Below are 13,000 nucleotides of genomic sequence, written 5' to 3'. Positions count from 1 at the left end.
GGTAAGCCCCCCAGCGACCACCGGTCGCGCTGGTCGCTGGGGTGGGCGGTTGCGGTCCGGTGGCCCTCGTGGCTTGGGTGGGCGGGTGTCGGCGGATGGCCCTCGTGGCTTGGGTGGGCGGTCGTGGTCGGGTGGGCCTCGCGGCTTGGGTGGCCGGTCGTGGTCCGGCGGTCCTCCCGGCTTGGGTGGCCGGTGACGCCCGTGGCTTGGGTGGCCGGTGACGCCCGTGGCTTGGGTGGCCGGTGACGCCCGTGGCTTGGGTGGCCGGTGACGCCCGTGGCTTGGCTGCGCGGTCGTGATCTGGTAGCCGCTGTGGTGTTGGTAAGTGGCCGGTTGTCGTTGCGAATCGAAGCGATTCTGCGGCCCCAAGGGGCCTTGCCGGGCGGAGCGCGAGGGGACGGCGCCCTGCGCCGCCCAGCGAACGGCTCCGCTGACGCTCCGCCGGTACGGAGTTGAGCGGCTCCGCTGCGCTCCGCCGGGGTCCGTCGACGGTGACCCGGTGGGGTTGCGCCGGCTCCGCTGCGCTGCGCCGACTGACGCGAAGCGAACGGCTCCGCTGGCGCTCCGCCGAGGAATGCCGACGGTGACCCAGCGCGGGTGAACCGGCTCCGCTGCGCTCCGCCGACGTTGGCGGCCCTCTCCAGCCCCATCAGCCCTCCTCCAGGGCGACGGCCCCCTTCCAGCCCGTCCGGCGTCTGAGGACGAGGCGCGCAGCGCCGAACCGCGTCGCAGGAGCAGGCGCAGGCGCCAGCGACACCGCACCCTCCCAGCACGACTGGCACCGTTCCAGCCCGTCCGGCGTTTGAGGACTGAGGCGCGCAGCGCCGAACCGCGCCGCAGGCGCCAGCGCGACCGGACTCTCGCAGCGTGACTGGCACCCCCTCCAGCCCGTCCGGCGTTTGAGGACGAGGCGCGCAGCGCCGACAAACCCGGTGCGATGGCACACGCCGCGGCGCCGCCGTACGGGCGCTCGCCCCGTCCCGATACCCTCCACCGCATGAGCGCTGATCTCCGGCCCCACGTCCTGGGCATCGACTCCGGCGGATCCGGCGTCCGCATCGCCATCGCCCCCGCGAGCGCCGCGGACGGCACGAACGCCACGGACGCCACGGACGGCGCGGACGCCACGGACACCGCGCGTAACGCGAACCGCACGGACGCGCCCACCGCGACGGCCGCCGTCGCAACGCCCGCCCTCGTCGGCCCCCGAGGCATCGACGCCGCGAGCCTGCTCGACCTCGTGCTCCCGGCCGCCGGGAAACTGCTCAGCGAACACGGCGTGGACACCGTCCACGCCATCTGCGTGGGAGCCGCCGGCATGGCCACCCTCGGCGGCGATCTGCGCGACCGCCTCCCGCAGGCCTTCGCCGACGCCTACGGCGCCCGGACCCGGCTCGCCCTCGCCGCCGACGGCGTCACCGCCTACGTCGGCGCCCTCGGGCAGCGCCGCGGGGCCGTCGTCGCCGCCGGGACCGGCATGATCGCCCTCGGGACCGGGCTCGACGCGCACGGCTGGCGCCGCGCCGACGGCTGGGGTCACCTGCTCGGCGACTGCGGCGGCGGCGCCTGGATCGGCCGCGCCGGCCTCGAGGCCGCGATGCGCGCCCACGACGGGCGCGACGGCGGCTCCCCCGCCCTCCTCGCACGCCTGGAGGCCGTCTTCGGGCCCGCCGGCGACATGCCCGGCAAGCTCTACCCCCGCCCCGACCGCCCCGCGGTCCTCGCCTCGTTCGCCCCGGAGGTCGCCGCCTGCGCCCCGCACGATCCCGTGGCGCGGGGCATCCTCGAGCAGGCCGCCCGCGACATCGTCGCCGCCGCGGCCGCCGTCTGCCCCGAGGGCGGCACGGTCTCCTTCACCGGCGGCCTGCTGAAGATGGGCGCCCCGCTCACCGACCCCCTGCAACGCGCCCTGCGCGAACGGCTCCCCGGCGTCGCGCAGCACCCCGCCGAGGGCGACCCCCTGCTGGGCGCCGTCCGCATCGCCCGGGCCCTGGCCGCGGACGACCTGCGCGTGCCCGTACAGCCCCACGGCCTGCTCCACATCGCGTAGCGACCCACGCACCACACCAGCCCCGAAAGACCCGCAGGCCACACGCCCGTGCATCCGCACGGGCACCTGCACATCGCGTAACGATCGAGAGCGGAACGCAGTCGACATAGTCGGGCAACCCCGGGGAGAAATCGGCACAGATCCTTTCCAGTTACCCCCGGGCATACAGACTGGCCTGCGGACCCGTTAGCATGCGGCGCCATGAGCTCTGCCGCTGGGCCCGAACACGGGCTGCCCCAACGAATGCCCCGTCCCCGACAGCCGGGACGCCACCGCAAGCCGGAGCCGCTGGTCGCCCCCGAGGGTGCGCCGGCGCTCGTGCTCGCCGTGCCCGGCACCCCCACGCCCTCCGTCCGCAGCCTGGCGGAGGAGATCCTCAGCATCGCCCGCTCGGAGCTGCCCGGCCTGCACGCCTGGATCGGCTACGTGGACGCGGAGGCCGGTCAGGACGAGGAGTTCCCCTCGCTGGCCGCGGTGCTGGCACACGTGGCGGCCGACCGTGCGCAGCGTGCCGGCGGTGAGCAGCCCGACGGTCCGTCCGCGGTCGTGGTGCCGCTGCTGCCCGGTCCCGACACCGCCGTCACCCGGCGGATCACGCAGTCCATCGCCGCCAGCAAGGCCGCCGTGGAGCTGACGGACGTCCTGGGCCCGCACCCGCTGCTGGCGGAGGGCGTGCACGTGCGTCTCTCCGAGGCCGGGCTGTCCCGCGCCGACCGTGCCCGTCTGTTCACCGTCTCGACGGCCGCCGACGGCATCATCCTGGCGACGTCCGGCGGCGACGAGGCCGTCCAGTCGGCCGGGATCACCGGCATGCTCCTCTCGGCGCGGCTGGCGGTGCCCGTCATGGCCGCCGCCCTGGACACGGTCGGTTCCGTGGCCCGGGTCGCGGAGCAGCTGCGCACCGCCGGCGCCACGCAGCTGGCGCTCGCCCCGTACGTCATCGGCCCCGAGCTGCCGGAGGGCCTGCTGGCCGCGGCGGAGCGCGAGGCGGCGTGCACGGCGGCCGAGCCGCTCGGCGCCTACCCGGCGGTGGGCAAGCTCGTCACCGCGCAGTACGCCGCCGTCCTGGGCATCCAGAACCCGCAGCTGGCGATGCAGGCCCAGCCGCGATGACCGCGGGCTTAACGCACGACGCCGAAGGGCCCGCCGCTCCCTGGGGGAGCCGCGGGCCCTCTGCGTTGCCGGAGACGGTGACCGCTCCGGCCGGCCGGGTCAGCTGAACACCACGCACGACGCCGCGGGAACGGCCAGCGCCCCCGACCGGCTGGGCACACCCATGGCCTCGTCCAGCGCGAACCAGGTGACGTCACCCGAGTGCTGGTTCGCGACGTACAGATGCGTGCCCTGCGGGTCCAGGGTGAGGGCGCGGGGCCAGCGGCCACCGCAGTGCACGTTCGCCACCAGGTCCAGCTCGTCGCCCGTGTCGTCCAGCGCGAGCACGCTGACGCTGTCGTGGCCGCGGATCGCGGTGTACAGGAAGCGGCCGTCGGCGGAGACCGCGATCCCGGAGGCGTACGCCTCGGTGTCCGCGGCCACGTCCTTCGGCAGGATCGGCGTCTCCCCGAGGGGGCTCAGCCGCCCGGTGTCCGCGTCCCAGCCGAGCACGGTGACGGTGGGGTCGAGTTCGTTGACGACGTACGCCCGGTGGCCCCGGGGGTGGAAGACCAGGTGCCGGGGGCCCGAGCCGGGCCGCAGCCGTGTCTCGTCGTGCACGCTGAGCGCGCCGTCGTCGCCGATCACGCAGACGCGTACGGAGTCGGTGCCGAGGTCGACGCTGAGCACCCAGGCGCCGGTGGGGTCGGGGTGCACCCAGTGGGCGTGCGGCCCCTCCTGCCGCGCGGCGTTGGGGCCGCCGCCCTCGTGCCGCAGGACGCGTGCGGGACCGTCCAGCAGCCCGTCCGCGTCCAGCGGCAGCACGCTCACGCTGCCGGAGCCGTAGTTGGCGGTCAGCAGATGGGCCCCGGCCAGGGCGAGGTGGGTGGGACTCACGCCGTCGACCGGTACGGCGGCCCCCGCGAGTGCGAGGCCGTCGCCGGTCAGCCGCAGGGCTGCCGCGGCGCCCGCCGCGGTCTCGGTCACGGTGTAGAGCACGCCGCGCGGCGCGTCCACGGTGAGGAAGGACGGGTCGGCGACGGAGTCGGTGGTGTGGACCGCGGTCAGCGCCCCCGTCCCGGCCTCGACGGACGCGGTGACGATGCCGGGTCCCCCTTCCGAGGTGAAGGACCCTATGTGGGCTCGCAGTCCGCTCATTCGACCTTTCCGTCCCTTCGTGCCGTACCGGGTACGCCACTTCGCGCCGTACCTGGTGCGGCGACCCTATCGAAGCCGCTCCAGACGCCCGTGAAGGGTCCTGGAGGGCCCTCAGGCCGCCGGGACGAACGGAGCCCGCGGATGGCTGTCCAGCGGCGGTTCCAGGGCCGCCAGCGCCGCCTCGACGGCCACCCGGGTACGCGCCGCGATCCGCTCGTCGTCGCAGACGGAGCGCAGTTCGCGCGCGCACTCGTCGAGGAGTCCCAGGATGAGCCGGGCCCGCGCGCGGCGCGCGGCGAAGGGGTTCAGCGGGTGGAGCAGCGGGGCCAGCGTCATCCGGGCCCGGGCGAGGAGGGCCTGGTACTCGGCGAGGTGCCGGTGCGGCTCGGCGTGCCGGTCCCCGTGCGCGTGCCGCTCGGCGGCGTCGATGCAGGCGCGTACGGCGTCCATGGCCCGCCGGATCCACACGTCGGTGAGCGCGTGCGTCGTGACGGGGAGGATGACCGCCACGGCGAGGGCGGCGCTCACCGCGCCGACCGCCGTCTGCCCAGCGCGCAGGGCCAGGAGCGCCGGCGTGAGGACGCCGATCAGGCCGTACAGGATGCTGACCATCACGGTCACGAAGAACATCATCCAGCTGTACGACACGGGCGCCGTGTAGAAGAGCCCGAAGACGCACACCGCGATGACGGCCGCCCCGGCCGCCGTGGCGCCCTCCAGCGGCAGCGCGACGGCCATCCCGGCGGCGATGCCGCTGAAGGTGCCCAGCACCCGCCGGAAGCCGCGTACGAGGGTCTCGCCGCGCGAGGCGGTGTTGACGAAGATCCACCAGGCCGTGCCGACGGCCCAGTACCAGCGCGCGTCGGACAGCGCGTGCCCGACGGCCATGGCCATGGCGCACGCGGCGGTGACCTGCAGGGCCTGGCGGGTGGTGAGCCGGCGCAGTCCGCGGCCGGCGGGCGGTGCGACCGGGGCGGGCGGCGGGTCGCGGCGTTCGATGGGCCAGAGCAGGAACCGCACGGCCGCCGCCACCACCACGCCGAGCACGACGGAGGCGGCGAGGCCGACCAGTTCCGCGGGCGTGGCCTGCAGGAACTGCATGACGAAGAACATCATGAAGGCGAACACGCCGAGTGCGTGCCCGCGCGGCCCCCAGCGGCGCGCGTAGGCGCCGCAGAGGACGACGAGGAGGAACGCCGCGTCCCGGACGGCGGGGAGGTGCTCCAGCAGCGTGGCGGCCGCCAGCACGGGCAGCGCCACGGCGGGCAGCCAGCCGGTGGTGACGGCCAGCCGGCGTACGGTGGGGTCCTGGACGACGAACAGCGTCAGCAGGGCCGCGAGCCCGCCGGTGACGACGGCGGCGAGCGGCATGCCGGCGGCGGCCGTCGCGGTGACGGCGAGGCCGATCCCCACCACGGCGCGGGCGGCGGTGCGCAGCCGAAGACGTCCCGGATCCGGGACGAACCAGTTCCGGTTCACGTACGCCTTGTCCTCCTGCCGCGCCGATCAGCTGTCCGCATAGTGATACGCATCGAGGAAAACATCCCCGGCCCCCGCGGAACAAATCGATCGGCCGGCGGCCGCAGGTCACACGCCGGGCAGCCCGCCCTCCGGTTCCTCCACCGGCGGCGGGGTGAAGGCCCGCAGCCACCGCTCGGTCTGGGCGACATGGGCCTGGGCCGCCGCGGCGGCGGCCGCCGGATCGCGGTCGGCGAGGGCGGCGAGGATCACACGGTGGTCGGCGTCGCTCCTGCGCTTGAGCTCCGCGCCCTCGGGGAGGGTGAACATCTGGTACTTCCGTGAGCGGGTGCGGAAGACGTCGATGAGCGCGCCCAGCGCGGGGTTGCCGGCGATCCGTGCAATGCCCGCGTGGAACCGGTGGTCGAGCGCGGAGACCTCCGCCGGGTCGTCGGTCGCCTCCATCCCCTCGACCAGCGCCCGCAGGGACTCCAGCTCCTCGGGCGTACGCCGGGCCGCGGCCTGCGCGGTGACGTGGGCCTCGAGCACCCGGCGGATCTCGTACACCTCCAGCACCCCGGACAGCGGCAGCAGCTCGACCGTCAGCGACAGGCTGCCGATGATGTCCTCGGGCTCGAGCGCGGAGACGTAGGTGCCGGAGCCGTGGCGCGGCTCGAGGACCCGCAGGGCGGCGAGCATCCGTACGGCCTCGCGCAGGGAGCCGCGGGAGACCGCCAGCTGCTCGCACAGGTCGCCCTCGGGCGGCAGCCGCTCCCCGGCGCCGATACGGCCGGTGGCGATCATGTGCCGCAGACCGTGGAAGGCCCTGTCCACCGCGGATGTCACGTGTCCTCCCGAGGATCCGGAGCGCTCGTCCAGCCGATGATGCCAGCGTAGCCAGTCATCAGATGACTGGCGCGAAAGGCGCTGGTCGGGCCTGGGCTCGCTATGCCAGAATTCGCGAAGTCATCAGATCTCTCGGCCTGCCCTGGTCGACGATGTACGAGTGTGATGGAGCCCCGTGAGCACGACCGACGTCACCACCGCACCGCGTCCCCTGCTGCTCCCCGGCGGGGAGCCCGCCGCGGCGGCATGGTCGCTGGACCCGGCGCTGCGGCATCTGAACCACGGCTCCTTCGGGGCGGTTCCGACGGCCGTTCAGGAGGAGCAGAACCGGCTGCGCGCCGAGATGGACCGGGCACCGGTCGTCTGGTTCCCGGGGCTGCCGCGGCGGATCGCCGCCGTACGGGCCGAGGTGGCCGCCTTCCTCCGGGTCTCCGCCGGCGATCTGGCGATGGTGCCCAACGCGAGCGCCGGCGCCAGCGTCGTCTTCGGGAACCTGCCGCGGCGCCGGGGCGGTGAGATCGTCGTCACCGACCACGGCTACGGTGCCGTGACCATGGGCGCCGAACGTCTGGCGCGGCGCTGGGGCGGCCGGGTGCGCACCGCGCACGTGCCGCTCGGCGCGGGCGCCGAGGAGGCGTACGAGGCCGTGCTCGCCGAGTGCGGTGACGCCACCGATCTCGTCGTCGTCGACCACGTCACCTCCGCCACCGCCCGCCGGCTGCCGGTGGCGGAGATCGGCGCCGAGGCCCGGCGCCGGGGCGTCCCGGTGCTGGTGGACGGGGCGCACGCGCCCGGCCTGCTGCAGGCGCCGCTGGACGGTGTGGACTGCGACTTCTGGGTCGCCAACCTCCACAAGTGGGGCTGCGCCCCGCGCGGCAGCGCGGTGCTGGTGGCCCGCGGCCCGCTGCGCGACGGGCTGTACCCGCTGATCGACTCCTGGGGTGCCGCCGAGCCGTTCCCGCAGCGCTTCGACTCGCAGGGCACGCTCGACCTCACCGGCTATCTGGCCACGCCCGCCTCGCTCGGCTTCATCGGGCGCACCTGGGGCTGGGACACCGCCCGCGGCTACATGGACGAGCTGGCGGACTACGGGCAGCGCGTCATCGGCGACGCGTTCGCCGCCCTGACCGGCGAGCCCGGCGGCGTCGACGTCGGGATGCCGGTCCCCGGCATGCGGCTGGTGCGGCTGCCGGCCGGGCTCGGCCGTACCCGGATCGACGCCGACGGCCTGCGCGACCGCGTGGCCGCGGAGCTGGCCGTCGAGGCGGCGTTCACCAGCTTCGGCGGCATCGGCTACCTGCGGCTGTCCGCCCACGTCTACAACACCCCCGACGACTACGAGTACTTCGCCGAGCGCTGCGTCCCCGTGCTCGCCGACTGGGCCCGCTCCGAGGCCACGCGCTGACGCACGCGGTCACCGGCCGCCGATCAAGGACGCGGCATGCTGGGGTCATGAACGCCTCCCCCGCGGCCGTCTTCGACCTCGACGGCACCCTCGTCGACAGCGAACCCAACTACTACGCGGCCGGCCGCGAGGTGCTGCGGCGCTACGGCGTGCCCGACTTCAGCTGGGAGGAGCACGCGCGGTTCATCGGCATCGGCACCCGCGAGACGCTGCAGGTGCTGCGCGAGCGGTACGGGATCGAGGCGCCGGTCGACGAGCTGCTCGCGGCGAAGAACGAGGCGTATCTGCGGCTGGCGGCCCACGGCACCGAGGCGTTCCCGAGGATGCGCAAGCTGGTGGAGATGCTGCACGCGGCGGGGGTGCCGATGGCCGTGGCGTCCGGTTCCTCCCGCCCGGCGATCGAGGCGGTGCTGCCGGCGGCGGGGCTGGACGGCGTGTTCGACGTGCTGGTGTCGGCGGAGGAGGTCCCGCACGGCAAACCCGCCCCGGACGTCTTCCTCGCGGCGGCGCGGCTGCTGGGGGTGGAACCGGCGCGCTGCGTGGCGCTGGAGGACGCCCCGCCGGGCGTGGAGGCGGCGCGGCGGGCCGGGATGCGCACCGTCGGCGTGCCCTCGCTGCCCGAGCACGCCCGGGATCCGGCGATGGTGTCCGCGGGGCTGCTGTTCCCGGGCGGGCAGCGGACGTTCGACGCGCAGCGGGCGTACGACTGGATCATGGGCGCCGCGACGCCGGACGGCAGGCTCGGCGCTCAGAAGTAGTGGCTGATCCGCCGGGGCGCGTCCAGTGCCCTGCTGAGGGCCTGGACGAGACCGGGCGGCTGGGCGCTGCGGTCCGGGCGGGCGGTCGCCGCGTAGTACATCTGCTCCACGGACGGCGGCCCGACGGCGACCATGCGCAGCAGCGCCCCGTCGCCGTCCGTCTGCCCGGTGCGTACGAGATAGGCGGCGGCCATGGATCCGGTACGGCCCACTCCGGCGCCGCAGTGCACGAACACCGGGCCGGGCGCGTCCCGCACGGTGCGCAGGAACTGCTCCACCTGCGCGGCCTTCGGCGTCTGCCCGTCGCGCACCGGGAGCCTGACGACGCGCAGCCCGGCCTTCTCCGGCAGGACCAGCTGGCGCCGGGTCAGATGCTCGGCCCGCAGGTCGACGACGGTGGTGATGCCGCGCTCGGCCAGCGCGCGGTAGCCGGCCTCCCTGGGGGCGGAGCCGCGGTAGACGCGGTCGTCGACCTGCTGGAAGTGCTGGATGCCGGACAGGGTGCGGCCGGCGTTGGCGTGTCCCCGGGCCCAGGCCGAGGCGCCGAGGATGGACAGCGCGGTGGTCAGCCAGATGAGGGCGTAGCCGAGGACGCAGACGGCGAGGGCCCTGGCGAGGCGGGCGGCGGTCGTGCGCGGCCGGGCGGGGCGGGGTCGTACGCCGGGAAGGGGACGTAACGCGGGGTGCAAGGGTCCGTCACCACCGGGGACTTGGCGTGGGCGGGGAGCTCTCAGACTAACCCGCCTGGCCGGCTCCGAGGACGTGCGCCCGGACGCGGTTCACGGAGGCGTCGTCGAGGCAGCCGCGCAGCCGCATCATGTCGTGGGCGCCGAGGGCGGGCCGCAGTACGCCGGACCACACGTCCGGCTCCAGCCGGCTGAGGGTGGCGGACGCGGGCAGGGCCCGGGTGGAGCGGCGGCAGCTCTCCCACAGCTCGCGGGCGGCCTGGTCGCGGGCCGCCGATCCGCCGTCGGGGCGCAGTTCCACCCGGAACACGACGATGGTGGCCGCCGAGTCCGGGCGCTCCGCGGCGCGCGTCTGGGTGGCGTCGGCGAGGCTGCCGACGAGGATGCCGAGGCCGAGCACGCCGAGGGCGGCGACCGCGGCGAGGACGCCGCCGCGCGCCCGGCGTACGGGCGGCAGCGCGGGGCGGCGCTCCAGCCCGGCGTCCCGGATGTCCGGGGGCACGGTGAGGACCGTCAGCCGTCCCGCGAGGCGGCGTTCGGCGCCGGGGCGGGCCGTGGCGGCGGCCACCTTCTGCACGACCCAGGCGGTGAACGACAGGACGGCGCCCGCGGCCATCAGGACGGGCACGAAGACGTACGTGCGGTTGCCGCTGCCCGTTCCGTCCAGCCAGGGGAAGGGGCGGGCCGCCGGATCGCGGCGGGCGGACTCCAGGCGCCGCAGTACGTCGTGCTGCGCGGCGCTGTGCTCGTCGAGGCGGCGTTCCAGCCGGGAGATCCGGCTGAGGACGACGACGCAGACGAGGAAGATCTCCACGACCAGCAGCAGGACGCCGCTTATGAGCGCCCGCTGCCACTCCCAGCGGTACAGGTACACGGCGAAGTAGCCGCCTGCGGCCGCGGCAGAGAGGGCCCCGAACAGATAGCTCAGATACTTCACGCGGCGGCTCCCTCCGGGCCGCGCTCATAGGCGCCCTCGTCCCGCTCCACCGCCCCCGTGCCGCCGTCGACGGTGAGGCGGATGCCGTCGGGGAAGCGGTCGAGGGCGGCCGCCACGCCGACGGCCGTCGGTACGCCGTACTCGCGGGCCAGCACGGCGAGATGGGACAAGACGCTGCCCGTCTCGGCGACCAGTCCCGCCAGCCCCGGCAGCTGGGGGGCGAGGGCCGGGTCGAGGGTACGGACGACGAGGACCGGGTGCGCGGGCCGGGGGGAGGTGCCGTGCCAGGCGGTGCCCGCGCCGAAACCGCCACCCGCTCCCTGGCTGGTGCCGGCGCCGGCGGTCGGCGGGCGGTCGGGAACGACGGTGCCGTCGGCGAGCCGGAAACGGGCGGGCAACTGGGCGCCGTCCGGGCGCGGCAACCGTTCGGCGAGGTCGGCGGGCAGCGGCCGGCCGTGGCCGGCGGCGGTGAGTTCGTCCCAGCGAAGGAGCGCGATCCGCTCGGGGTGAGGCAGTCGGCCCGTCCGCGTCATCCGGTGGGCGATCTCGCGGACCATCCCGGCCTGCATCTCCTGCACCCACCGGATGCGCAGCCGCAGCCCTTCGCGCGGCGGCAGGCTGCCGACGCCCCTCGGCACGCCGGTGCCGACGGCCGTCGGCAGCGCGGGGCGGTGGAAGAGGGAGGGCGGCAGCAGGGTGAGCAGGACGGGGTGGGCGGCGAGGAGGCGGGCGTCGGCGGGCGGGGTGCCCGTGTGTCCGTACGCGGGTGCGGCCGTCCGGCTCCGCTCCCTTGCCTCCGCCAGTACGGCCAGCGCCTCGCCGGCCGCCGTGGCGGGCGCGTCCTGTACGAGCAGGGCGCCCGCGAGGGACTCCTGGGCGTGCAGCGCGGACAGCGCGGTGCGGCCCCAAGAGACGGCGTCGTACAGCGATCCGCCGAGCATGTCCACGGGTGCGCCGAGGGACGCCAGTTGGCGGTCCACGTCGGCCGTCAGGTCCGCGGCCAGCGCCGGCAGGGCGGCCTTCAGCCGTCCGGTGCGCCAGGCCGCGGCGGCGCGGCGGGCGCCGGGGAGGGGGTTGAGGAAGGCGAGGACGGGGTGGGCGCGGCGGACGCTGCCGAGCAGGCGCAGGTCGGCGGCGGGCCGCCCGTCGACGGCGGTGACGACGGGCAGCCGGCGGAGCGTCCGCCGGGGCGCGGCGCCGGCCAGGTCGAGGGCGGCGGTCAGTCCGTGGGACATGGGCCGCAGCCAGAGGTCCTCCTCCAGGGGCTGCAGCGTGCGGGGGAAGGTCTCGGCGACCGGTCCGGGGCCGAGGAGGCGGGCGCCGCGCGGGGGTTGCCGGGTGACGGCGGTGATGGGGCGGGACTGGAAGAGCCACAGCTTGCCGTCCGGGTCGAAGCCGAACTCGATGTCCTGCGGTCCGTCGAAGACGCGTTCCGCGCGTCGGGCGAGGCGGACGAGGGAGCGGCGCTGCCGGGCGGTGAGGGGGCCGCCGGGGGCGGCGGGGTCGGTGCGGACCAGCCGGCCGCGGCGGGTGAGCTGGTAGCGGGTGCCCTGGGTGCTGCCGTCCACGAGCCGGTCGGGCCCGCCGTGTACCGCGCTGACCAGGATCCGGTCGCCGCGCCCGGCGACGGGGTCGACGCCGAACATCACGCCGCCGCTGTCGGGTCGGAGCATGGGCTGGACGAGGACGGCCATGGGGCAGGGCCGGTCGCCCAGCGGCCGCTGCGGGCCGCCCGGCGAGGCGGCGAGTATGCGCCGGGCGGAGAGGAAGACGGTGTCCACGGCGGCGAGGAACGCCTCCCAGCCGCGCACGTCGAGCACGGACTCGAACCAGCCGGCCATCGAGGAGTCGGCGGCGTCCTCGTGCGGCGAGGAGGAGCGGACGATGAGGGGCCGCGTGCCCCCGGCGGTCAGCCGCGCCCAGGCGGCGCGGAGGGCGGAAGTGCCGCTTCCCGGCGGGTCGGTGGGCGGCTGGGGGTGGGATGCGGTCCCGCCGGCCCGTGCCTCCGCGTGGTCCCCGGGCAGCCCGTCGGCGCGGACCCCGCGCGCGAACCCCGGCAGCACGCCGTCGGCCTGCCCCTCGGCGTAGTCCCCCGCCCCGCCCCCGCTCCCCGCCTCGCGCGGTACCAGGACGAACCCGGGGAGTACGGGGAGTCCCGCGCGCGCGGCGCGGGCCAGGTTGGCGGCCTTGGCCCCCGCCAGCGCGGGGTCCGTCGCCGGCCCGCCGTCCAGCTCCACCACCGCGAGTCGATCCGCGTCGACCACCATCCTCGGCCCCTCCTCCGCTCCGGCGCGTCAGTGCGTGCCACTGCCAGGCCCGGGTAGCGGATCGGTGCCGCCGGGGAGGTGCCGCGGTCGCTGCTCGGGGAGCCGCGGACAGCCTCCCGGCCGGATCGACCGGGTGCTCTTCCCTCCCAGTATGCCGCGCCCGCCACGAAGCAAACCGGCGCCCGCCGCGCCGGGTTGGGCCTAGGGCCTGCCTTTCGGATCTTGCCGGGGTGCGCGTCGTCCGGCACGCGCATCTGCGGCGTTGTCGTCGGTCGCCGACGCTCCGCGTCGACTCCCTCCTCCGCCTTGCAGCTGCACGCACCGGACGACGCGCCCTTGCCTG

General features: G+C 75.8%; 10 protein-coding genes. 4 read left to right on the top strand and 6 right to left on the bottom strand.

Annotation, left to right across the window (positions count from 1 at the left end; all coding sequences use genetic code 11):
* Window positions 1-997: 997 nt before the first annotated feature.
* Window positions 998-2,050 carry a BadF/BadG/BcrA/BcrD ATPase family protein gene (locus tag AB0M28_RS37645; protein WP_365414853.1) on the top strand — a complete coding sequence of 351 codons (1,053 nt, stop codon included), beginning with the start codon at window positions 998-1,000 and terminating at the stop codon, window positions 2,048-2,050.
* Window positions 2,051-2,251: 201 nt separating this feature from the next.
* Window positions 2,252-3,163: a hypothetical protein gene (locus AB0M28_RS37640; protein WP_365414851.1), complete on the top strand. Its 912-nt coding sequence runs from the start codon at window positions 2,252-2,254 to the stop codon at window positions 3,161-3,163.
* 99 nt (window positions 3,164-3,262) lie between these two features.
* Here the strand turns inward: AB0M28_RS37640 and AB0M28_RS37635 are convergent, their stop codons facing one another.
* From AB0M28_RS37635 to AB0M28_RS37625, 3 genes are all read right to left on the bottom strand, one after another.
* Entirely contained in the window at window positions 3,263-4,300 is a 1,038-nt protein-coding gene (locus AB0M28_RS37635) for a lactonase family protein (RefSeq protein ID WP_365414849.1), read from the bottom strand.
* Between the two features lie 111 nt (window positions 4,301-4,411).
* Window positions 4,412-5,779, bottom strand: a complete 1,368-nt coding sequence (locus AB0M28_RS37630) for an FUSC family protein (protein ID WP_365414847.1) — start codon at window positions 5,777-5,779, stop codon at window positions 4,412-4,414.
* Between the two features lie 108 nt (window positions 5,780-5,887).
* The gene (locus AB0M28_RS37625; RefSeq protein WP_365414845.1) at window positions 5,888-6,604 is read right to left on the bottom strand and encodes an FCD domain-containing protein; all 717 of its coding nucleotides are present in this window, start codon (window positions 6,602-6,604) and stop codon (window positions 5,888-5,890) included.
* Between the two features lie 175 nt (window positions 6,605-6,779).
* Here AB0M28_RS37625 and AB0M28_RS37620 point away from each other — a divergent pair, with 175 nt between their 5' ends.
* On the top strand, window positions 6,780-8,009 hold the full coding sequence (locus tag AB0M28_RS37620) for an aminotransferase class V-fold PLP-dependent enzyme (RefSeq protein WP_365414844.1): 1,230 nt from the start codon (window positions 6,780-6,782) through the stop codon (window positions 8,007-8,009).
* 47 nt (window positions 8,010-8,056) lie between these two features.
* Complete coding sequence (locus AB0M28_RS37615; protein WP_365414842.1) at window positions 8,057-8,767, top strand: HAD family phosphatase; 711 nt, start codon at window positions 8,057-8,059, stop codon at window positions 8,765-8,767.
* Here AB0M28_RS37615 and AB0M28_RS37610 read toward each other — a convergent pair.
* The 3 genes from AB0M28_RS37610 to AB0M28_RS37600 are packed head-to-tail and all read right to left on the bottom strand — an operon-like array spanning window position 8,758 to window position 12,657.
* The gene (locus AB0M28_RS37610; RefSeq protein WP_365414840.1) at window positions 8,758-9,456 is read right to left on the bottom strand and encodes a dual specificity protein phosphatase family protein; all 699 of its coding nucleotides are present in this window, start codon (window positions 9,454-9,456) and stop codon (window positions 8,758-8,760) included. The genes AB0M28_RS37615 and AB0M28_RS37610 overlap by 10 nt on opposite strands.
* 46 nt (window positions 9,457-9,502) lie before the next feature.
* Complete coding sequence (locus AB0M28_RS37605; RefSeq protein ID WP_365414838.1) at window positions 9,503-10,390, bottom strand: hypothetical protein; 888 nt, start codon at window positions 10,388-10,390, stop codon at window positions 9,503-9,505.
* The gene (locus AB0M28_RS37600) at window positions 10,387-12,657 is read right to left on the bottom strand and encodes a PEP/pyruvate-binding domain-containing protein (RefSeq protein ID WP_365414837.1); all 2,271 of its coding nucleotides are present in this window, start codon (window positions 12,655-12,657) and stop codon (window positions 10,387-10,389) included. Before AB0M28_RS37600 ends, AB0M28_RS37605 begins: the two co-directional genes overlap by 4 nt.
* Window positions 12,658-13,000 lie beyond the last annotated feature (343 nt).

The sequence above is a fragment of the Streptomyces sp. NPDC051940 genome, from assembly GCF_040680895.1.
Lineage (GTDB): Bacteria > Actinomycetota > Actinomycetes > Streptomycetales > Streptomycetaceae > Streptomyces.
Note: the sequence above shows the minus strand (reverse complement) of the source record. Positions and strands in the feature narration are given on the sequence as shown.

Excerpts from the sequence above, each read along its gene's own strand:
- AB0M28_RS37615 (WP_365414842.1), top strand. The coding sequence starts at position 8,057 with ATGAACGCCTCCCCCGCGGCCGTCTTCGACCTCGACGGCACCCTCGTC.
- AB0M28_RS37640 (WP_365414851.1), top strand. The coding sequence starts at position 2,252 with ATGAGCTCTGCCGCTGGGCCCGAACACGGGCTGCCCCAACGAATGCCC.
- AB0M28_RS37635 (WP_365414849.1), bottom strand. The coding sequence starts at position 4,300 with ATGAGCGGACTGCGAGCCCACATAGGGTCCTTCACCTCGGAAGGGGGA.
- AB0M28_RS37645 (WP_365414853.1), top strand. The coding sequence starts at position 998 with ATGAGCGCTGATCTCCGGCCCCACGTCCTGGGCATCGACTCCGGCGGA.
- AB0M28_RS37600 (WP_365414837.1), bottom strand. The coding sequence starts at position 12,657 with ATGGTGGTCGACGCGGATCGACTCGCGGTGGTGGAGCTGGACGGCGGG.